Genomic DNA, 21,442 nt, shown 5'->3' on the forward strand with positions numbered 1-21,442 from the left:
AAACCCTGTTTGGAGATCCTGATGCAGTCAACTGTCAGTCTATGGCCGCTCATCGGCGTGGCCGTCATCATCGTCGGCTTTCTATTGCGGTTCAATCCGATGCTGATCGTCGCGGTCGCCGCGATCGTCACCGGTCTCGCCGCGCACTTCCCGCCTGAAAAAATCCTCGCGCAGATCGGCACCGGCTTCATCAAGACGCGCAACATCCCGCTGATCATTCTTTTGCCGCTCGCCGTGATCGGCCTGCTCGAACGGCACGGGCTGCGCGAGCGCGCCCAAGCGTGGATCGGCGGCATCAAGGCCGCCACCGCGGGGCGCTTGCTGATCGTCTATCTGCTGGTGCGCGAGCTGACCGCCGCGGTCGGCCTGACCGGGCTCGGCGGGCATCCGCAGATGGTGCGCCCGCTGATCGCGCCGATGGCCGAAGGCGCGGCCGAAACGCGCTTCGGCAAGATCAGCGACGCGGTGCGTTTCAAATTGCGCGCGTACGCCGCGGCCACCGACAACGTGGGCCTCTTCTTCGGCGAGGACATCTTCGTCGCGTTCGGCGCGATCGTGCTGATGACGACCTTCCTGAAGGAAGCGGGCATCGTCGTCGAGCCGATTCACGTCGCGGTGTGGGGCATTCCGACCGCGATCTGCGCGTTCATCGTGCACGGCTTCCGGCTGTATCTGCTCGACCGCCGGCTCGAACGCGAACTGCGCGGCCATGCCAAGGGCGGCAGCGCTGCCGTGTCGTCGACGCAATCCGCAGCGGGAGACAAAGCATGACGTTTACGATCACCTATCTGTTCTGGCTGCTGGGCGTGGTGCTGCTGATCGTCGGCGGCATGATCGTCACCGACAGGACGCATCCGCGCCGTCTCACCGCAGGAGGCTTCTGGATTCTCTATGCGCTGATCTTTCTGATCGGCGACCGGCTGCCGCCGGCGGTGGTTGGCGTCGCGGTGATCGTGATGGCGCTGATCGCCGGTTTCGGCGGCGTCACCGCGGCCAGGCCGAAAACGCTGTCGCTCGACGCGCGCAAGGCAAGCGCCGCGCGTCTGGGTAACAAGCTGTTCGTGCCCGCGCTGACGATTCCGGTCATCACCGTGATCATCACGCTGTCGGCGAGCCATCTGGTGTTCGGCGGCGTGCCGCTGATCGAGAAGGCCAACGTCACGCTGATCGGTTTCGGCATCGGCTGCGTGATCGCGCTCGCGGTGGCCTGCGTGATGACGCGCGACACCGTCGGCCAGTCGATGAAGGAAGCGCGCCGGCTGGTCGATGCGTTGTCGTGGGCCGCGGTGCTGCCGCAGATGCTCGGCATGCTCGGCCTTGTGTTCTCCGACGCGGGTGTCGGCAAGGCCGTCGCGCACGTGACCACGTCCTACATCAGCCTCGACTATCGCTTCGTCGCGGTGGCCGTGTACTGCATCGGCATGGCGCTCTTTACGATGGTGATGGGCAACGGCTTCGCCGCGTTCCCGGTGATGACGGGCGGCGTCGGCGTGCCGATTCTGGTCGGCGTGTTTCACGGCAATCCGGCCGTGATGGTCGCGATCGGCATGTTCTCCGGCTACTGCGGCACGCTGATGACGCCGATGGCCGCGAACTTCAACATGGTGCCAGCCGCGCTGCTCGAACTGCCGGACAAGAACGCGGTGATCAAGGTGCAGATTCCCACCGCGCTGCCCTTGCTGGTCATCAACATCCTGCTGCTGAATTTTCTGATGTTTTTATAGGACGCCTGCGTTCAAGGCGGTCTACGCCGACGCATCACAGCGCGCAGCTGTGATGCGTCGCTCAAGCACTCGTTGCTGATCGTACGCGACCGAATTAAGAAGCGTCCGATCGTCGGAACCGGGGGCGGCACCTAAGATCGCGGATGGTCTCCCATCCCACGCGCCGGTGCGTGCAGCGCGCGCCGCTTGCGATCCTCTGCAGGTGTCCATGGAACATCCATCCCGCCGCGACGGCGGCTCCGCCACCCACGTCACCTCGTTGATCGACGCCGCGCTGGCCGCGCACCAGGCAGGCCAGCTCGACGCCGCCGACGCACTCTACCGCCAAACCCTCACACTCGACCCCTCGCATGCGAAGGGGCTGCATTACTTTGGCGTGCTGCATTATCAGCGCGGCCAGCACGACACCGCCGCTCGCCTGATGAGCCGGGCGCTCAAGCTCGATCGCCGCGACGCCGCGTGCTGGAGCAATCGTGGTCTCGTGGCCGCCGCGCTCGGCCACCTCGACGAAGCCACGATCTGCTACGACCAGGCGCTGCAACTCCAGCCGGATTTCGCCGACGCGCGCAACAACTTCGGTGTCGCGCTGCAAGCGCAAGGCGCGCTGAACGAAGCGCTCGAGCAATACCGGCTCGCGCTGGCGTCGAACCCCGCGATGATCGACGCGCATCTGAACCTCGGCACGGTGCTGAGCAAGCTCGGCCGTTTCGACGAAGCGCTCGCGAGCTATCGCGCCGTGCTTGCGCTCGACCCGAACATGGCCGAAGCGCATTTCAACGCGGGCAATGCGTATCAAGCGCAAGGCCGTCACGACGCTGCCCTCGCCAGTTTCGAGCGGGCGCTCGCGTTGCGCGCGGATTATGTCGAGGCGCACGTCAATCTGGGCAGCCTGATTGGCCGGCTCGGCGACTATGCGGGGGCCGAAGCGCATTACCGGCGCGCGGTCGCGCTCAGGCCGAGTCCGGCCCACCTCGTGTGCCTCGGCGGTTCGCTGGCCGCGCAAGGCCGGCTGAAAGAAGACGGCGAAGAAGAAGGCTTGTATCGCGAGGCGCTCGCGCTCGATCCTCACTACGCGGATGCGCATCAGAATCTCGCGTGGCTGCTGCTCAAGCGCGGCGATTACAGGCAAGGCTGGGCGGAGTTCGCGCTGCGCTGGCGCAAGCGGGACTACGACGCGATCGCAGTGCCTGGCGTCGCCGAATGGCGTGGCGAGCCGCTCGACGGACGGCGTCTGCTGGTGGTCGGCGAACAGGGTTTCGGCGACCACTTCCAGTTCCTGCGCTTTGCGCGCGTGCTGCAGGCGCGCGGCGCGACGGTCGACCTCCGCGTGCGCGAGCTGTTGCTGCCGTTGGTCGAACGGATACCGGGCGTGAATCGCGCGTTCAGCGGCAAGCCCGATGGCGAGTACGATTTTTGGGTGCCGATGATGAGCGTGCCGTCCCGCCTCGGCACCGGGATCGACACCATTCCCGCCGAACTGCCCTACCTGTTCGCCGACAAGGCGAAGCTCAAGGCATGGCGCCAGCGGTTGGGCCCCGTCAATAAATTGAAACGCAAAGTAGGCCTGGTATGGGCCGGCAGTCCCACGTTCGGCAACGACCGCTACCGCTCGATGACGCTGGCGGACCTGAGCGCGTTGAGCGGGTTGAAGAACATCGTGTGGTATCCACTGCAGAAAGGCGCGGCACACGCGCAATTGGCCGACGCGCCGCCAGTGTTCCGCGCACGCGATTTCACCGCCGATCTGACCAGCTTCGACGAGACCGCCGCGCTGATCATGCTGCTCGATCTGGTGATCGCTGTCGATACCGGCGTCGCGCATCTGGCGGCCGCGCTGGGCAAGCCGGTGTGGCTGCTACTGCCCGCCAACGCCGACTGGCGCTGGCTGCAAGCGCGCAACGATACGCCGTGGTATCCGGGAATGAGGTTGTTCAGGCAAAAGACGATGGGAGACTGGGAGGCGGTGGTGGCGGAAGTCGCGCAGGCTCTGCAACGGCAATAGGACCACCGCGGCTCAACCCGGCTCAACCCGGCTCCACCACGAACCCGCGCTGCCGCAAAAGCTGCAATACGCCCTTGGGTCCGCCCAGATGCAGCGCGCCGATCGCAACGAACACCGGCTTGTTCGGCGCGGCGATCTGCAGCATCCGCGACACGAAGCGCCGGTTGCGCTCATAGACGATCCTGTTGTCGATCGAGGCGGAGATCCGCTGGTCGCGCGCCAGATTTTCGGATTTCGCGGCCTGCCACGCGGCGATCGCATCGGCATCGCCGACCCGCCACAGCCGATGCAGCGCGCGCACATCCGCGACGTTTTGCGCGGGCGTCTGCACCAGGTCCTGCGCGAGCATTTCGCGCTGCTGCGCAAGCGAGAGACCCGTGAACGCGCGCATCTGCTGCCGCAGCGTTTCGAGTCCGACGATCTTGCCGCGCGTCTCCAGATACACGTTCTGCAGTTGCGCTTCCGTGCCGTACTCGGTCTGCAGGCCGGCGCTCAGCGAATCGTAGGTTTCGACCACCAGCGAGGCGAGCCAGGGCCGCATCTTCTTGATCGCATCGAGCGCGGCGGGATTGCCGCGCAGACGCAACGCCAGCTTGTGCCACAACGGTTCCGGCAACGAGCTCGGCAGACAGTCGCGCTTGCACACGCCGTACTTCGACACGTCGTCCTGCGAGATCAGCAGTTCGTCGGGGGAGAGTTCGAGCGCCAGCGTCGGGGAGGCGGCCAGCGCGGCGAGGATCGGCGGCCGGAACGGCTGGGCGGCGGGATAGTCGGCGGGGTCGCCGACATGCAGCGTGCCCAGCACGTAGATCGTGGTCGTGCCGCGCGTGGCGACATAGAACGGCATGCGCGCCGGCTGCGTGCGTACCGGACCGCTCGCGGTGGTGCCGGGCGGCGCAGGCGACGGCGGCGGCGGATTGAAGCCCGGCACGCTCGCGCGCGGCGGCGTCTGCATGCCGGGCACCGGCACCGCCGGGCGCCCCGCCTGGGCCGGCGCGGTAGCCGCCGCGCCCGCCGCATGCGCGAGCTCGGCGGGTGCGGAGCCGAGACAAAGAGCACAACACACGCCCACGAGCGCGGCACCGTTCAGTGCACGCGCTCGCCGGCGCCGCGCGAAAGCAGCACCGCAGCCGCCATCACGCAAGCGGCGCGCAAGACGACGCGCCGCTACCGCATCAGGCATCCACGTCCCCCACCTCCTCGGCGCGGTGACACGACACCTGACGGCCATCCACTTCGCGCAGCTTCGGCTCCTCACTGCGGCAGCGGTCGATCACATACGGGCAGCGCTGGTGGAACGTGCAACCCGAAGGCGGATTCAATGGCGACGGCATTTCACCTTGCAGCTTGATCTTGATGCTGCGATCCGCCTCGAAAATCGAAGGCGTCGCCGACATCAACGCCCGCGTGTACGGATGGCGCGGTTTCGAGAAAATCCGCTGCTTGTCGCCGAGTTCGGCCACGCCGCCGAAGTACATCACCATCACATCGTCGGCGATATGCTCGACCACGGACAAATTGTGCGAGATGAACACGTAGCTGGTCTTGAACTGCTCCTGCAGGTCCATGAACAGGTTCAGGATCTGCGCCTGGATCGACACGTCGAGCGCCGACACCGGTTCGTCGGCGACCACGATCTGCGGATCGAGAATCATCGCGCGCGCAATCGCCACGCGCTGCCGCTGGCCGCCGGAGAACATATGCGGATAGCGCTTCGCATGCTCCGGACGCAGGCCGACGGTGCGCATCATCTGCGCGATCCGTTCGGCGCGCTCGGTGGCGCTCAATTGCGTGTTGATCGCGAGCGGCTCGCCGAGCGTCTGCTCGACGGTCTTGCGCGGATTGAGCGACGCGAACGGGTTCTGGAACACCATCTGCACGCGCCGCCGCAGCGCCGCGATCTTCGCGTGATCGGCGCCCGCCACGTCCTCGCCGTCGATCAGCAGACGCCCGGCCGTGGGCGTTTCGATCATCGTCAGTTGACGCGCAAGCGTGGACTTACCGCAGCCGGATTCGCCGACCACCGCGAGCGTCCGGCCGCGTTCCAGCGCGAACGACACGCCGTTGAGCGCCTTCACCGTGCCCGACGCGAACATGCCGCGCTTGACCGTGTAGTACCGCGCGAGCTGGTCGGCGACCAGCACGTGATCACCCGTAGGTTTCGACTGGCGCCGCGTTTCGAGTACTGCGTTCATCGTGCGCCTCCACGGGTGTGAACGTTGGCGTCGCCGCTCAGGTTCAGGGGTTTGATGCAGCGCACGCGCGCCACTTCGGCGTGACCTTGCATCGGCGCAAGCGCGGGCCGCGCCTTCATGCAGTCGTCGACCACGTACTTGCAGCGCGGCGCGAACAGGCACCCTTTCGGGCGATCGTCGCGCCCCGGCACCATGCCCGGCAACGCCGCCAGCCGCACCGCGCCGACGTTGTGCTCGGGAATCGCCGCCAGCAACGCTTCCGTGTACGGATGATGGGGCGCCGCGAAGATGTCCGGGACCTGGTTCGTTTCGATCACTTCGCCAGCGTACATGACCGCGACGCGCTGCGCGACCTCGGACACCACCGCGAGGTCGTGCGAGATCAGCACGAGTGCCATGCCGCGCTCCTTCTGCAGCTTGATCAGCAGTTCCATGATCTGCGCCTGGATCGTCACGTCGAGCGCGGTGGTCGGCTCGTCGGCAATCAGCAGCTTCGGGTTGCAGGCAATCGCCATCGCGATCATCACGCGCTGGTTCATGCCGCCCGACATCTGATGCGGGAACGAACCGATGCGGCCTTTCGGATCGGGAATGCCTACCTGGTCGAGCAGTTCGAGCGCGCGTTTGTCGAGCGCGCTGCCGCGCAGGCCTTCGTGCAGCTTCAGCACTTCCTTGATCTGATAGCCGACCGTGTAGCTCGGATTCAGACTCGTGAGCGCATCCTGGAACACCATCGCGATGTCCTTGCCGATGATCTTGCGGCGCTCCTTCGCCGATGCATTCAGCAGGCTCCTGCCGTTGAAGGTGATCTCGTCGGCGGTGACTTTGCCGGGCGCGTCGATCAGGCCCATCAGCGCCATCATCGTGACACTCTTGCCCGAGCCCGATTCGCCGACCACGCCGACTACTTCGCCCGGCGCGACGTCGAGGTTGATGCGGTCGACCGCGGGCAGACCGTTGAAATTCACCGCCAGATTGCGGATGGTCAATAAATTAGCCATGTCATGCCATCCGTTTCAGTTTGGGGTCGAGTGCGTCGCGCAGCCCGTCGCCGAGCAGATTGATCGCGAGCACCGAGATCAGGATGGACAGGCCAGGCATGGTGACGATCCACCAGGCGCTGTCGATGTAATCGCGCGCCGAGGCCAGCATCGCACCCCACTCCGCCGACGGCGGCTGCACGCCGAGCCCGAGAAAGCCGAGCGCGGCGGCATCGAGAATCGCCGACGAAAAACCGAGCGTGGCTTGCACGATCAGCGGCGCGGTGCAGTTCGGCAGCACTTGCGAGAACATCAGCCGCAAGGTGCCGGCGCCCGCTACGCGCGAAGCCGTCACGTACTCCTTCTGCAACTCGCCCTGCGCCGATGCGCGCGTCAAACGCACATAACCCGGCAGCGCGACGATCGCGATCGCGAGCATCGTGTTGACGAGACCGGGGCCGATGATCGCGACCACCGCGACCGCGAGCAGCAGCGACGGCAACGCGAGCAGCACGTCCATGATGCGCATGATCGGCGTGTCGGCCCACTTCTCGAAGAACGCCGCGATCAGGCCGAGCACGATGCCCGGAATCAGCGCGAGCACCACCGACACGAAGCCGATCCAGAACGACAGCCGCGCGCCGTACATCAGACGCGAGAGGATGTCGCGGCCCGCTTCGTCGGTACCGAGAATGAACTTCCAGTTGCCGCCGTCGAGCCACGCGGGCGGAATCTTCACGAAGTCGCGATATTGCTCGATCGGGCTGTGCGGCGCGATCAACGGCGCGAAGATCGCGACGAAGATCAGCACGAGCACGATGACACCTGCGCCGACCGCGCCACGGTTGTGCGAGAAGTTGGCCCAGAATTCACGGGCCGCGATGGCGCGGCCGCTTGGCGGAGTGACTGCCTGAGGGACTGTGTTTTGTATGTCTGCCATGGTCGTCATGCCTCCCGCAGAGCCGCCTCAAGGGAGGCATGTGCCCCCGCGGGGGGCAGCGAACGTGAGTGAGCGTGGGGGTTCATATTTTCACCTCGTATGGCGGATGCGTGGGTTGAGCACGCCGTACAACAGATCGACGACGAGGTTCACGACGATCACCAGCGTGGCGATCATCAGGATACCGCCCTGCACGACCGGATAGTCGCGCCGGCCGATCGCGTCGATCAGCCATTTGCCGATACCCGGCCACGAGAACAGCGTCTCGGTCAGCACCGCGCCCGCGAGCAGCGTGCCGACCTGCAGGCCGATCACCGTCACGACGGGAATCAGCGCATTGCGCAACGCATGCACGACGATCACGCGCCCAGGCGACAAGCCCTTCGCGCGCGCGGTGCGGATGTAGTCCTCGCGCAGCACTTCGAGCATCGACGAACGTGTCATGCGCGCGACCACGGCCAAAGGAATCGTGCCGAGCACGATCGCCGGCAGGATCAGATGGCTCAGCGCGGATTTGAACGCGCCTTCGTCGGTGGACATCATCGCGTCGATGAGCATGAAGCCGGTCACGTGCGGAATGTCGTATTCGACCGCGATACGGCCCGACACCGGCGTCCAGCCGAGCTTCACCGAGAACACCATGATGAGGATCAAGCCCCACCAGAAGATCGGCATCGAGTAGCCGGTGAGCGCGGTGCCCATCACGCCGTGATCGACCACCGTGCCGCGCCGGAGCGCGGCGAACACGCCCGCCGGGAGGCCGACGATCAGCGCGAACAGCATCGCGCAGAGCGACAGTTCGACGGTAGCGGGAAAGCGTGCGAGGAATTCGCCCATCACACTCGTGTTGGTGATGATCGAAGTGCCGAGATCACCGTGCAGCGCGCGGCCAATGTAATGGACGTACTGCATCGGCAGGGGTTCGTCGAGCCCGAGGCGGTGCATCGCCGCGGCGTGCATCGCGGGATCGACACCGCGCTCGCCCATCATCACTTCGATGGGGTCGCCCGGTATCAGGTGAATCAGCGCGAACGCGAGGATCGTGATGCCGATGAACGTCGGTATCACCATGCCGACGCGGCGCAAAACAAAGCGGAACATGGTTCGTCCCTATGGTCTTGATGAAGAAAAAACGCAACCGGCGACGAGGGCTTGTGACCCCGGTCGCCGGACCATTTCGACCAGTTTTCTAACCGTGCGAAAAGCGTACTGCGCGAAATTTACGGCTTGCTTGCAGGCTGATGCCCCAGCTTACTTGACACTCACGCCGTCGAAGCGCGCGTAGCCGAGCGGTTCGATGCGCATGTCAACCACCTTCTTGCTGACCGGCTGGTAGACCGTCGAGTGAGCAATCGGCGAGAACGGCAGTTGCTGCGCGAAGATCCGCTGCGCCTCGATGTATGCCTTGGTACGTCCGGCCACGTCGGACGTCACGCGGCCCTTCTGGATCAGATCGTCGAACGGCTTGTAGCACCACTTCGAGAAGTTGTTGCCGTTCACCGCTTCGCAGCCGAGCAGCGTGCCGAGCCAGTTGTCCGGATCGCCGTTGTCACCGGTCCAGCCGATCAGCATCGTGTCATCTTCGCCCGCGTGTGCGCGCTTGATGTACTCACCCCATTCATACGTGACGATCTTCGCCTTCACGCCGATCTTGGCCCAGTCGGCCTGGATCATTTCCGCCATCAGACGGGCGTTCGGGTTGTACGCGCGCTGCACGGGCATCGCCCACAGCGTGAGGTCGAAGCCGTTCGGATAGCCGGCCTTCGCGAGCAACGCCTTGGCCTGGGTCGGATCGTAAGGCGCGGCCTTCAGATCCTTGTAGAACGACCATTGGGTCGGCGGCATCGGATTCGTGGCGAGTTGACCTGCGCCCTGGTACACCGATTCGACGATCGCCTTCTTGTTGATTGCCATGTCGAGCGCCTGACGCACTTCGACCTTGTCGACCGGCTTGTGCGTCACGTTGTACGCGAGGTAGCCGAGGTTGAAGCCCGGCTGCGACGGCATGTCGATGTTCGCCTCGGCCTTCAGCGGCGCGATGTCGGCCGGACGCGGATAGCTCATCACCTGGCATTCGTCGCGCTTGATTTTCTGCACGCGCACGCCGGCGTCCGGCGTGATCGAGAAGATCAGCTTCGAGATCTTCACCGCGTTCGGCTTCCAGTAGTCAGGATTGCCGTCGAAGCGGATCGTCGCGTCCTTCGTGTAGCTGCGGAAGATGAACGGGCCCGTGCCGACCGGGAACTGGTTGATGTCGGCCGCCTTGCCGGCCTTCAGCAGCTTGTCCGCATATTCGGCCGACAGGATCGACGCGTATTCCATCGCCAGATTCTGGATGAACGGCGCGTTGACTTCCTTCAGCGTGAACTTGACCGTGTACGGGTCGACCTTTTCGACGCTGGTGATCAGCTTGTCGAGACCCATGTCGGTGAAGTACGGGAACTGCACCGGATAGGCCTTACGGAACGGCTGGTTCGGGTCCAGCATGCGCTGGAACGAGAACACGACGTCGTCGGCGTTGAATTCGCGCGTCGGCTTGAAGAACGGCGTGGTCTGGAACTTGACGCCGTGGCGCAGATGGAACGTGTAAACCTTGCCGTCGGGCGACACATCCCACTTTTCAGCGAGACCCGGCTCGACCTTGGTGCCGCCGCGTTCGAATTCGACGAGACGGTTATAAACGGTGAACGTGTTGGCCGTGAAGTCGACACCCGTCGTGTATTGAGCGGGATCGAAACCCGCGGGGCTGCCTTCTGAGCAGTAGACGAGCGTTTTGTTCGGAATCTCGGCGCGCGCGTTGTTCGCGCCCACCAGCGATGCCACTGCAGCAGCGACGAGCGTCGTAACACGCGCGGCGCGCAACAGGTTGTTTTGCTTCATGTTTCCTCCAGGTTCAGGGCCGGCTCCCGCCAGCGTAGCGCGATCTTACTTGAGCTTGGCTCGCGGCAACAAGCGGAGGAAATTCCCCCCGTTGACGATCGGAAACACTTCGTGCATAAAGACAGCCGCACGCCGGCGAGGGCCGGAGCGTGCGGCTTCAGCGGGCAAGTGCAGCAAAAAGACGGCCCGCCGCGCTTATTTGAGGCCGACGTTCATGAACTGCGTCGGGCCGAACGGGTCGATCTTGAAACCCACCACGTTCTTGCTGATCGGCTGATACACGGTGGAATGGGCGATCGGCGTAAATGGCACCTGGTCTTTAAAGATTTCCTGAGCCTGCATATAGACTTTAGTGCGCTCCGCCATATCGGTGGTGCCGCGGCCTTTTTTGATCAGATCGTCGTAAGGTTTGTAGCACCATTTGGAAAAGTTACTGCCATTCACCGCGTCGCAACCCAGCAATACCGCGAGCCAGTTATCCGGATCGCCATAATCGCCGGTCCAGCCAATCAGCATCGCTTCATGCTCGCCCTGATGGCCGCGGCGAATGTACTCGCCCCATTCATAAGTGCCGATCTTCACCTTCACGCCGATCTTCGCCCAATCGGCCTGCAGCATTTCCGCCATCAGCCGCGCGTTCGGGTTATACGGGCGTTGCACCGGCATCGCCCACAGCGTCAGGTCGAAGCCGTCGGGATAACCCGCCTGTTTCAGCAGCGCTTTCGCCTTTTCGACGTCGTATGGCGCGTCTTTCAGGCTTTTGTCGTAACCCCATTGCGTCGGCGGCATCGGGTTGGTTGCCGGCTGGCCGGCGCCCTGATAGACCGAGTCGATAATCGCTTTCTTGTGAATCGACATATCGAGCGCGCGGCGCACCAGCACATTGTCGAGCGGCTTTTTCGTGGTGTTGTACGCGATATAGCCGAGGTTGAAACCCACCTCGTTCGGCATCGCAAGCGATGCGTCGGCTTTGACCGCCGGAATATCGGCGGGCCGCGGATACGACATCACCTGGCATTCGCCGCGTTTCAACTTCTGCAGACGCACCGCGGGATCGACGGTAATCGCGAATATCAGTTTGCTGACTTTGACCACGCCCGGCTTCCAGTAATCGGGATTGCCGTCGAAGCGAATCGTGTCGTCCTTCGTGTAGCTGCGGAAAATGAATGGGCCGGTGCCGACCGGATATTGATTGATATCGGACGCCTTGCCCGCCTTCAATAATTGATCCGCATATTCGGCCGACAGGATCGACGCGAACGGCATCGCGATTTGCTGCAGGAACGGCGCGTCGACTTCCTTCAACGTGAAGCGCACCGTGTAGGGATCGACCTTCTCGATCTTCGTGATGTTTTTGGCCAGGCCGAGATCGGTGAAATACGGAAACGGCACCGCGTACGCCTTGCGGAATGGCTGATCGGGATCGAGCATTCGCTCGTAGGTGAAGACGACGTCGTCGGCGTTGAATTCGCGCGTCGGCTTGAAGAACGACGTCGTCTGGAACTTCACGCCGTGGCGCAGATGGAACGTATAGGTCAGGCCGTCCGGCGACACCTCCCATTTTTCGGCGAGGCCCGGCTCGATATCGGTGCTGCCGTGCGCGAACTCGATCAGCCGGTTGTAGACCGTGTACGAGCCGGCGCTGAATTCCACGCTCGTCGTGTATTGCGCGGTGTCGAAGCCCGCCGGGCTGCCTTCGGAGCAGAACACGAGGGTCTTGTCGGGCAGCGTGGCCGCGTGTGACGCGACGGGCGCCATGCCGCTCGCGGCGAGCGCGAAAGCGGCAAGAGCGGGCAGGCAGAACTGGTGAAGCGCAAACAGCCTCTGTGACACTGTCATATTGTTCTCCGCACAGCAGCCGGGTCGGCTGCGCTTCGATCATAGACAGCACAAAAATGAGCTTCAACAGGGACTTACCACGTCGCGCGCGGCGCAGCGTATGCGCGCGGCGATCTTTTTTGAAATAACCAGCGCGTGATAATGGATGATTTAGGCGATCCTTTAATTGGCATCATGACCTCGTACCAATTCACCAACAACTGGTTCGACACCCTCGCCAAAGGCGTGTGGGACCAATTGATGACGCACCATGCGCCCGCGAGGATTCTCGAAATCGGTTCGTACGAAGGCGCGAGCGCCTGCTATCTGATCGACACGCTGGCGCCGTACCAGCCCATCGAGCTGCATTGCATCGATAGCTGGGAAGGCGGCATCGAGCACCAGGCCGGCGGCGTCGCGCCGGCCGACATGAGCGCGGTCGAGGCGCGCTTTCATCGCAATGTGACGCTCGCGGCCGGCAAATATCCGGGCCGCGCGCAGCTCACGGCACACAAGGGGTACTCGGACGAATGCCTCGCGCGTTTGATCGCCGCGGGCAGGAAGGGTTACTTCGACTTCGTGTACGTCGACGGGTCGCACCAGGCGGCCGACGTGCTGGCCGATGCCGTGCTTGGCTTCAGGCTCTTGAAGGTGGGCGGCATCATCGTGTTCGACGACTACCTGTGGTCGGAGCAGTTGCCGTCAGGGAAAGACCCGCTGCGTTGCCCGAAGCCCGCGATCGACGCGTTCGTCAATCTGAACTTCCGCAAGCTGGAAGTGCTGTCCGCGCCGTTGTATCAGCTCTACGTGCGCAAGGTATCGGATTAGTCCGCGCGGCCGTTGCAGCCGCGCGGATTTTTCATGGGCTGCTGCTTGACGGCTTGATCACGCGCCGAGCCGTTCGCAGATCGCCTTGGTCGCCGCGGCACCGTTCAGGGTATAGAAATGCAGCCCCGGTACCTTCGCGTCGATCAGCCGCTGGCAGAGGTCCGTCACCACATCGAGCCCGAACGCGCGAATCGACTCGCGGTCGTCGCCGAAGCTCTCCAGCCGGCGCGCGATCCAGCGCGGCACTTCGGCGCCGCACATTTCGGAGAAGCGCATCAGCTGCGAGAAGTTCGTGATCGGCATGATGCCCGGCACGATCGGCACATCGACGCCGAGCTTGCGCGCGTCGTCTACGAAACGGAAATACGCGTCGGCGTTAAAGAAGTACTGCGTGATCGCCGAATTGGCGCCTGCCCTCACCTTGTTCGCGAAGTTTTCCAGATCGTGACGCGGCGAGCGCGACTGCGGATGGTATTCCGGATAGCCGGCCACCTCGATCCAGAACCAGTCGCCGAACTCGGCGCGGATGAAGCTCACCAGTTCCGACGCGTAACGCAATTCGCCGACTTCGCCCATGCCGGACGGCAGATCGCCGCGCAGCGCGACGATGTGGCGAATGCCATGCTTGCGGTACTCGTTGAGGATCGCGCGCAGGCTCTCTTTCGACGAGCCGATGCACGACAGGTGCGGCGCCGCCTCGAGCCCTTCCTTCGCCATGTCGACGACGGTATCGAGCGTGCCCTGTTGCGTCGAGCCGCCGGCGCCGAACGTGACGGACACGAACTTGGGCTTGAGCGACGCGAGTTGTGCGCGCGTGGCGCGCAGCTTGTCGACGCCTTCCTGCGTTTTCGGCGGGAAGAATTCGAATGAAAGTTCGATCGGGTTCATGATTCAGTAAGTCAACCTAAACTGCGGTTGCCGAAAATGAGCGCGGACAGCAGCCACGAAACGATGCTGTACAGAATCGAGCCGAAGAACGCCGACCAGAATCCCGACACTTCGAAGCCCTTCAGCAGCGACGCGCACAGCCAGAAGCACAGCGCATTGACCACCAGAATGAAGAGTCCGAGCGTGAGAATCGTGACGGGCAGCGTCAGCAGGATCAGCACCGGGCGCAGGATCGTGTTGATCAACCCGAGCACCACCGCGACCAGCAAGGCGGTGCCGAAGCTGCGGATATGGATCGACGGAACGAGATAGGTGATGATCAGCAGCGCAAGCGCGTTGATCAGCCAGGTCAACAGCACGGTCATGTAGAGCTCCTTGTCGGCAGGATGTCCATTGACGGAAAAAGCACGGGAAAATGAGGGCATGGCGAACGAAGCGGCGCATTACGCGCCGCCCTGTCTTCAAGCCGTCATGCGAAAACCGCCCGCGTGCTTAATAACGGTAGTGGTTCGGCTTGAACGGACCGTTCTTGTCGACGCCGATGTAGCCGGCCTGATCGTCGGACAGCACGGTCAGGGTCGCGCCGATGCGCGCCAGATGCAAACGGGCGACCTTCTCGTCCAGATGCTTCGGCAGCACGTACACCTTGTTCTCGTACTTCTCGCCCTGCGTGAACAGTTCGATCTGCGCGAGCGTCTGGTTCGTGAACGAGTTCGACATCACGAACGACGGGTGCCCCGTCGCACAACCCAGATTCACGAGGCGGCCTTCGGCCAGCAGGATCACGCGCTTGCCGTCCGGGAAAATGATGTGGTCGACTTGCGGCTTGATGTTGTCCCACTGGTACTGACGGGTCGACGCGACATCGATTTCCGAATCGAAGTGACCGATGTTGCAGACGATCGCGTTATGGCGCATCGCCTTCATGTGGTCGTGGCCGATCACGTGGTAGTTGCCGGTGGCCGTCACGAAGATGTCGGCCTTGTCGGCGGCGTATTCCATCGTCACGACGCGATAGCCTTCCATCGCCGCCTGCAGCGCGCAGATCGGATCGATTTCGGTCACCCACACGGTGGCGCCCAGACCGCGCAGCGATTGCGCGCAGCCCTTGCCCACGTCGCCGTAACCGGCGACCACCGCGATCTTGCCCGCGATCATCACGTCGGTCGCGCGCTTGATGCCGTCGACCAGCGACTCACGGCAGCCATACAGGTTGTCGAACTTCGACTTCGTGACCGAGTCGTTGACGTTGATCGCCGGGAACGGCAGGCGGCCTTCCTTTTCCATCTGATACAGGCGGTGCACGCCGGTCGTGGTTTCTTCCGTCACGCCCTGGATGTGCGACAGACGCGTCGAGTACCACGTCGGGTCCGCGTCGAGGTGCTTCGCGATCGACTTGTACAGCGCGACTTCTTCTTCGTTGGTCGGCTTCGAGATGACCGAACGGTCTTTCTCCGCCTTCGAGCCGAGGATCAGCAGCAACGTGGCGTCGCCGCCGTCGTCGAGGATCATGTTGGCGAATTCGCCATTCGGCCATTCGAAGATGCGGTGCGAGAATTCCCAGTATTCGTCGAGCGATTCGCCCTTGAACGCGAACACCGGCGTGCCGGCTTGCGCGATGGCCGCAGCGGCATGGTCCTGGGTCGAGAAGATGTTGCACGAAGCCCAGCGGACATCGGCGCCGAGCGCGGTGAGCGTCTCGATCAGCACGCCGGTCTGAATCGTCATGTGCAGCGAACCTGCGACGCGCGCGCCCTTCAACGGCTGCTGCGCCTTGTACTCTTCACGCGTTTGCATGAGACCGGGCATTTCCGTCTCGGCAATGGTGAGTTCCTTGCGACCCCAGTCGGCAAGCGACATGTCGGCAACGATGAAATCTTTGGAAGCTTGCGAATCGATAACTGCGGCGTTCATCACGCCCTCCTTTCTAAGAAATTGACTAGAAATTTGACGTGAGCGCGGTTCGATGCGGTAGATAGGACAGCGCGATGCGCGTCCGACCCCTCCGATTGAAGCCTTCGAGCCTGGCGGGCGGCCGGCGAATATGCTGATTCGCGGTACCCGTCGCAACGCTCCTCGAAGACGAACGGCGATTGTAGCAAATCGAGATGGCTTCGGGGCGCGCGGGCGCGGCGTGGATCGCGCAGCGGCGGGATGGGGTGGGGAGCGTGGCGGCGGAGCCCGCCTGGCAGGCGTCAGCCTTCGATCACCCGCGCCGCGCGCAATCGCCCGATGCCCGCGCGAGCGGTGTTGAGGAACTGCCGGGAGAAGCGGAACGCATCGGCGATATCGGCCGCGGCCGGAATCTGCAGTCCGAGCGCAACGCGGAAGTAGCGTTCGGCGTGGATGCCTGCGTGGTAATGCATGCGCACGCGCTTCACGTCATCGAGACGCGGGTTGCCGAAAATCTCGCGCAGCGCCCACGAAAACGCGCCGTCTTCGCCGCCCAGGCGTCGAAACGCATCGTCCATCGGAAAGCCGCCGAGCGCTGCGTACACTGCACGGCGGATGATCAGGCTGCTCGGCACCGTATTGCTGAGCGTCTGCGCGTGTAACGCGAAGTCGGGATGCGCGGTGAGTTCGACGGGAAAATCCGTGTACTCGACGTCGAGCCGCACCGAGACTTCCGCCGGATTCTGCGTGAGGAACGCGCTTGCTGCGTGCAGTGCGCCGGGCAGGTATTCGTCGTCGGCGTCGAGGAAGGCGAGCAGATCGTGCGAGGCGTGCAGCGCGCCCCAGTTACGCGCCCGCGCCGCGCCGCCGTTGTACGGCATGCACAGCAGACCCACACGCGGATCGAGGCGGCCGTAATGGGCGACGATTTCCGCGGACGCATCGGTCGAACCGTCGTCCACCACGACGATTTGCGCGGCTTCAGGTTGGATCAGACAGCTTTGCAACGCGCGAGCGAGCGTGGCCGCGCCGTTGTAGCAGGGAATGAGGATCGAGACGGGCATCATGAGTTGAAGCGGGCGTGTGGGTCGACGTTGGAAAGCCGTCGATGTTAGCCCGCTTCTCGCGGCGTCCATCTTGAAAACGCGGCGTCTCGACGACCTGATCGGCGGGCCGCTGCCTTAAATTGGCAGCAGCCCCAGCATCGGCGCGAGCAGCACCATCACCACGCCGGCGATCATCATGGTCAGACTGGCGACCACGCCTTCTTCGCTACCGAGCTCGCGCGCTTTCGCTGTCCCCACGCCATGCGCCGCCGCACCGAACAGCGCGCCGCGCGCGAGTCGCGTGCGCAGCGGCACGAGACCCAGCACGAGTTCGCCGAAGAGCATCCCGCAGACACCCGTGGCGATCACGAAGAGCGCGGTGAGATCCCGCGGTGCGTGGATCCGGTCGGAGACGGCGAGCGCGAACGGTGTCGACACCGAGCGGGTCATCAGGCTGCGTTGCAACTCCGGCGACAGATGCAGCAGCTTCGCGAGCATCAACGAGCCGCCAACGGCCACGACGATCCCCACCGTCACGCCGACCGTCAGCGAAATCCAGTGCCGCTTCAGCAGTTCACGGTATTCGTAGATGGGCACCGCGAACGCAACGGTCGCGGGCCCGAGCAGCCACATCAGCCAGCGCGTGTCCTGGAAGTAGATGGGATACGGAATGTGCGCGAGCACGACAATCGCCGCGAGCACGGCCGGCACTGCCAGCAGCGGCGTCAGCCACGGCGATCTGAAGCGCGCGTACAGCGCCTTCGACGCGAAATACAGCGCCACCGTCAGCACGAAACAGCCGGCTGCGATCAGACGCGAGGCATCGTCGGCGAACAGGGACGAATAGAGCGTGCTCATCGAGGGGGCTTGGGCGGCAATGGCAGATCAGGAAAACTCAGGTGCGCGCCGCGTGCCGCGCGACCATCACGCGGCGCAGCGCAAGGCGCCGCTCGAGGCGGGCAGCCTGCTCGACCGCGAAGGCGACCGCGATCATCACCATCAGCGTGCCGCCGACCACCACCAGCGCGAGACGCCAGCCGTCCTCGCGGAACAGCCCGCCGTACTGCACGGCGGCAACCGCGGCCGGAATGAAGAACAACAGCATGTCGGACAGCAGCCAGTCCGCGCCGGCCTTGACCCAGCGCGGCGCGATACCACCGCAAAACAGCAGCGCGAGCAACACGACCAGGCCGACCACGCCGCCCGGCACCGGCAGGTGGAGCATGCGCACGGCGAAATCGGCGACGACCCACAGACCCGCCAGCGCGGCGCTTTGCACGACGATCCGCGCGACGCGCAACGCACCGCTGGCGCGGCCGGCGTGGGCACGGGCGGTGTAAGCGGGAACGGGCGTCGTCATGGGAATCCCTGGGTGACTTCGAATGAAAGCCAGTATAGGTTGCACCGCAACATAAATATAATGACTTACAATCATTCAAATCATTCCAATTTGGAATTCCGGAGGCCGGGATCGTGGAACTACGTGCGCTGCGGTATTTCGTCGAAGTGGTTCGTCAACAGAGCTTCACCGTCGCGGCCGAGCAGATGTTCGTTACGCAGCCGACCATCAGCAAGATGGTCAAGTCACTGGAAGACGAGATCGGCTCACCGCTATTGCTGCGCGACGGTCGTCAGATGGTGCTGACCGATGCTGGCCGTATCGTCTACCAGCGCGGTCAGGACGTGCTGGCGGCGCACGCGCAATTGCAGGCGGAACTGAACGATCTCGACACGCTCGGCCGTGGCGAGCTCACCATCGGCATTCCGCCGATGGGCGGCTCGCTGTTCACGCCGGCCATCGCTGCGTTCCGCCAGCGTTATCCGAAGATCGAGCTGAAGCTTTTCGAGCAGGGCTCGCGCGCGATCGAAGCGGCGCTGATCAACGGCGAGCTGGAGTTGGGTGGCGTGCTGCAACCGGTCGACCCGGAAAACATCGAGGTGCTGCCGATGACGCGCCAGTTGCTCTGGCTCGTCGCGCGTACCGGCTCGCGCTGGGATCACTTGCACGAGGTGCCGCTTGCGCAACTCGCCAGCGAACCGTTCGTGTTCTACGGCGAGAGCCTCGCGCTCAACGATGTCGTGCTGAACGCGTGCCGCACGGCGGGGTTCGCGCCGACCATCGTCGGGCGAAGCGGGCATTGGGATTTCATGGCGGCGCTGGTGCTGGCCGGCGTCGGCATCGCGCTGCTGCCCGCGCCGTATTGCCGCCGGCTCGACCCGGCGCAGTTCACCTGCCTGCCGGTGGTCGACCCGGAGATTCGGTGGGAAATGGCGATCGGCTGGCGCCGCAACGGTTATCTGTCGCATGCCGCGCGCGCGTGGCTCGACGTCGCGCGCGAGGCGTTGCCCGGCCAGGCCGGCGACGATTTCATGCTGGGTCCGGGCATCGGCATGACGGGCATCGCGCCGCCGACGCGAACTCCGCCCGCCGAATGACAGAATGCCGGCCGGCATCCGATGCCCGCGCGTGACGCAGCCAATTACGGCTGCGCGACGAATTCGATGCGACGGTTGGTGAAGCGCCCGCCAGCCGTGTCGTTGCTCGTGACCGGATTCGCATCGCCGTAGCCTTGCGCGATCAACGAGTCGGCCGGCACACCTGCGTTGACGAGATACGCGCGAACCGCCTCGGCGCGCTTCTTCGACAGTTGCAGATTGGCTTGCGCGCCGCCGACGTTATCCGAATAGCCGGCCACTTCGAGCCGCACCGTCTTACCGTTGTGCACACAGGCGTTCAACCCCCGCGCCGACTGGTTCAGGTCTTCCACCGCCGAAGCCGGCACACGGGCGCTCGCGCTCGCGAAATTGATTACCTGCAGATTCAGCACCTTAACGATGTCCGCCGCCACGCACGTGCTATCGGGTGCGAACAATCCTTTGACCGCGCTGCGGAAGTTTTCGGTGGCGTCGGCGACCGCGTGCGCGACATCGAACGTACCGATGTGATACGACGCGCCGAACAGCGACTTCAGCTTGCCGAGCCAGCCGAGCTTCGTGTCGGCCGCGCTGCCGCTGAGTTCGACGCGCGTGCCGTCCACTTTCACTTCAGCGCCCGGCAGCGCCATCAACGGAAACAGGCCGTCGAGATGCGCGAGCCAGTCGGCGGGCTTCACCTGCGGATCGACCGTGACGTTCTGGACAACATTGGCGACGCCCAGCCGCTTCGTCAGTTCGTCGATCAACTGGGTCTTTTCCGCTTCGTTGCCGACCGTGGCGGTGAGCGTCGGCTTGCCGGCGGCGTTGACGGTAAAGGCGAGCTGGCTGTCTTTGGTCGGCTCGAGCGCGGCGGCTGGCGCGCTGGCGGCGCTCGCCGCGGCGGCGCTGGCTTCGACCGTCGACGCGGCGGCATCGCTGCTCGCTGCCGTGGCGGTGGCTGGCGTCCCCGACGCTACGCGCGCTGCGGAAGCCGGCTGCGCAGCAACAGCCGTTTGCGCGCCGCTAGTCGCGGAAATCGCCTCGCCGCCGCCTGACCCGCCGTGGCAGCCGCGCAAAAACAGAAAAGCCAGCACGGCCGCGACGGCCGCCAGCAGCCACCAGAGCCACGCGTGCGACCGGCGCTCTTCGCGCACCACCGCGTCCGCCGGCACGTGGATCGGCGCCAGCATTTCCGGCACCGGCTTGCCGGCCGGTGTGGGCTGGTCGATATGCGCCGATACCGCTTTGAGTTGCGACAGGATGCTGCCGGTGAACGCGCTCAGGCCGCCCACGCCCAGCGCGCCCAGCAGATGGTCGTTCAGATACGGCGTAATGACGGGAAGCTGCTGGCTCAGCAAAGCAGGCAACTGGCCGACATTGCCCCGGCCGTCGAGCAGATGCCGCTTGAGCACGCCGAACAGCGTTGCGCCCACAATGCCCGTGATCGCATGCGCGGCGTGCGCGGGCGCGCCGGTTTGCCGGGCGACCTCGTCGCTGACCAGATCGGTTGGGCGATTGAGCCCGCGTTCGAGCAGTTGGCGCCCGACGGTTTCCAGCTGGTTCAAACCGCTCGTGCTGGCGAGCAGATGCGGCAACTGTTCGGCGATGTGCCCGTCCACCTCCGGTGAAAGGATCGTCGTGAACAGCGAGCGCGCACCTTCGAGCGTCGCCCCCTTGTGCATCAGGCCTGCGACGAGCGCGGGGCCGGTGGCAGTCAACGCTTTCTGGGCGGTTTCCGCCGGCAGCCCCAGGCGTGCGCCGAGTTGCCGCACGATATCGTCCGTCAGCACGGACTGAACCAACTGGATCACATTGAGACTCATTGCTTCGCTT

The 21,442-nt window shown here is 64.3% G+C and carries 19 protein-coding genes and 1 riboswitch; of the genes, 5 read left to right on the forward strand and 14 right to left on the reverse strand.

Going from position 1 to position 21,442, the window contains the following annotated elements; all coding sequences use genetic code 11:
• Nucleotides 1-21 precede the first annotated feature (21 nt).
• From B0G69_RS05390 to B0G69_RS05400, 3 genes are all read left to right on the forward strand, one after another.
• On the forward strand, nucleotides 22-771 hold the full coding sequence (locus B0G69_RS05390) for a DUF969 domain-containing protein (protein ID WP_121319120.1): 750 nt from the start codon (nucleotides 22-24) through the stop codon (nucleotides 769-771).
• Nucleotides 768-1,724, forward strand: a complete 957-nt coding sequence (locus B0G69_RS05395) for a DUF979 domain-containing protein (protein ID WP_121315957.1) — start codon at nucleotides 768-770, stop codon at nucleotides 1,722-1,724. Before B0G69_RS05390 ends, B0G69_RS05395 begins: the two co-directional genes overlap by 4 nt.
• 208 nt (nucleotides 1,725-1,932) lie before the next feature.
• Nucleotides 1,933-3,726: a tetratricopeptide repeat protein gene (locus B0G69_RS05400; RefSeq protein ID WP_121315958.1), complete on the forward strand. Its 1,794-nt coding sequence runs from the start codon at nucleotides 1,933-1,935 to the stop codon at nucleotides 3,724-3,726.
• A gap of 22 nt (nucleotides 3,727-3,748) precedes the next feature.
• Here B0G69_RS05400 and B0G69_RS05405 read toward each other — a convergent pair whose 3' ends face one another.
• The 7 genes from B0G69_RS05405 to B0G69_RS05435 form a co-directional block, all read right to left on the reverse strand.
• Nucleotides 3,749-4,909, reverse strand: a complete 1,161-nt coding sequence (locus B0G69_RS05405) for a TraB/GumN family protein (protein ID WP_121315959.1) — start codon at nucleotides 4,907-4,909, stop codon at nucleotides 3,749-3,751.
• Nucleotides 4,902-5,921, reverse strand: coding sequence for a peptide ABC transporter ATP-binding protein (locus B0G69_RS05410; RefSeq protein ID WP_121315960.1), 1,020 nt, complete (start codon nucleotides 5,919-5,921; stop codon nucleotides 4,902-4,904). Before B0G69_RS05410 ends, B0G69_RS05405 begins: the two co-directional genes overlap by 8 nt.
• A complete protein-coding gene (locus B0G69_RS05415) occupies nucleotides 5,918-6,922 on the reverse strand; it encodes an ABC transporter ATP-binding protein (RefSeq protein ID WP_121315961.1) in 1,005 nt (334 codons plus the stop codon). Before B0G69_RS05415 ends, B0G69_RS05410 begins: the two co-directional genes overlap by 4 nt.
• 1 nt (nucleotide 6,923) lies before the next feature.
• Nucleotides 6,924-7,841: an ABC transporter permease subunit gene (locus tag B0G69_RS05420; protein WP_121319122.1), complete on the reverse strand. Its 918-nt coding sequence runs from the start codon at nucleotides 7,839-7,841 to the stop codon at nucleotides 6,924-6,926.
• A 90-nt stretch (nucleotides 7,842-7,931) separates the two neighbouring features.
• Nucleotides 7,932-8,942 carry an ABC transporter permease subunit gene (locus tag B0G69_RS05425; RefSeq protein WP_121315962.1) on the reverse strand — a complete coding sequence of 337 codons (1,011 nt, stop codon included), beginning with the start codon at nucleotides 8,940-8,942 and terminating at the stop codon, nucleotides 7,932-7,934.
• Nucleotides 8,943-9,092: 150 nt separating this feature from the next.
• Entirely contained in the window at nucleotides 9,093-10,721 is a 1,629-nt protein-coding gene (locus B0G69_RS05430; RefSeq protein ID WP_121315963.1) for an ABC transporter substrate-binding protein, read from the reverse strand.
• A 195-nt stretch (nucleotides 10,722-10,916) separates the two neighbouring features.
• Complete coding sequence (locus tag B0G69_RS05435) at nucleotides 10,917-12,560, reverse strand: ABC transporter substrate-binding protein (RefSeq protein ID WP_121315964.1); 1,644 nt, start codon at nucleotides 12,558-12,560, stop codon at nucleotides 10,917-10,919.
• 174 nt (nucleotides 12,561-12,734) lie between these two features.
• Between B0G69_RS05435 and B0G69_RS05440 the strand changes: the two genes are divergently transcribed.
• Nucleotides 12,735-13,367 carry a class I SAM-dependent methyltransferase gene (locus B0G69_RS05440; protein ID WP_121315965.1) on the forward strand — a complete coding sequence of 211 codons (633 nt, stop codon included), beginning with the start codon at nucleotides 12,735-12,737 and terminating at the stop codon, nucleotides 13,365-13,367.
• Between the two features lie 57 nt (nucleotides 13,368-13,424).
• Here B0G69_RS05440 and metF read toward each other — a convergent pair whose 3' ends face one another.
• From metF to B0G69_RS05470, 6 genes are all read right to left on the reverse strand, one after another.
• The gene (gene metF / locus B0G69_RS05445; RefSeq protein WP_121315966.1) at nucleotides 13,425-14,255 is read right to left on the reverse strand and encodes a methylenetetrahydrofolate reductase [NAD(P)H]; all 831 of its coding nucleotides are present in this window, start codon (nucleotides 14,253-14,255) and stop codon (nucleotides 13,425-13,427) included.
• 11 nt (nucleotides 14,256-14,266) lie between these two features.
• Nucleotides 14,267-14,620 carry a phage holin family protein gene (locus tag B0G69_RS05450; RefSeq protein WP_121315967.1) on the reverse strand — a complete coding sequence of 118 codons (354 nt, stop codon included), beginning with the start codon at nucleotides 14,618-14,620 and terminating at the stop codon, nucleotides 14,267-14,269.
• A 127-nt stretch (nucleotides 14,621-14,747) separates the two neighbouring features.
• Complete coding sequence (ahcY, locus tag B0G69_RS05455; protein WP_121315968.1) at nucleotides 14,748-16,169, reverse strand: adenosylhomocysteinase; 1,422 nt, start codon at nucleotides 16,167-16,169, stop codon at nucleotides 14,748-14,750.
• 33 nt (nucleotides 16,170-16,202) lie between these two features.
• A riboswitch (S-adenosyl-L-homocysteine riboswitch) is annotated at nucleotides 16,203-16,339 on the reverse strand.
• 111 nt (nucleotides 16,340-16,450) lie between these two features.
• Nucleotides 16,451-17,215 (reverse strand): glycosyltransferase family A protein, encoded by a 765-nt coding sequence (locus tag B0G69_RS05460; protein WP_121315969.1) that lies wholly within the window; start codon nucleotides 17,213-17,215, stop codon nucleotides 16,451-16,453.
• Nucleotides 17,216-17,329: 114 nt separating this feature from the next.
• Nucleotides 17,330-18,052, reverse strand: coding sequence for an LrgB family protein (locus tag B0G69_RS05465; RefSeq protein WP_121315970.1), 723 nt, complete (start codon nucleotides 18,050-18,052; stop codon nucleotides 17,330-17,332).
• A 37-nt stretch (nucleotides 18,053-18,089) separates the two neighbouring features.
• A complete protein-coding gene (locus B0G69_RS05470) occupies nucleotides 18,090-18,554 on the reverse strand; it encodes a CidA/LrgA family protein (protein ID WP_121315971.1) in 465 nt (154 codons plus the stop codon).
• Between the two features lie 113 nt (nucleotides 18,555-18,667).
• Here B0G69_RS05470 and B0G69_RS05475 point away from each other — a divergent pair, with 113 nt between their 5' ends.
• On the forward strand, nucleotides 18,668-19,630 hold the full coding sequence (locus B0G69_RS05475; protein ID WP_121315972.1) for a LysR family transcriptional regulator: 963 nt from the start codon (nucleotides 18,668-18,670) through the stop codon (nucleotides 19,628-19,630).
• 44 nt (nucleotides 19,631-19,674) lie between these two features.
• Here B0G69_RS05475 and B0G69_RS05480 read toward each other — a convergent pair whose 3' ends face one another.
• On the reverse strand, nucleotides 19,675-21,432 hold the full coding sequence (locus B0G69_RS05480) for an OmpA family protein (protein ID WP_121315973.1): 1,758 nt from the start codon (nucleotides 21,430-21,432) through the stop codon (nucleotides 19,675-19,677).
• Between the last annotated feature and the right edge of the window lie 10 nt (nucleotides 21,433-21,442).

It is taken from the genome of Paraburkholderia sp. RAU2J (assembly GCF_003634845.1).
In the GTDB taxonomy this organism is placed as follows: Bacteria; Pseudomonadota; Gammaproteobacteria; order Burkholderiales; family Burkholderiaceae; genus Paraburkholderia; species Paraburkholderia fynbosensis.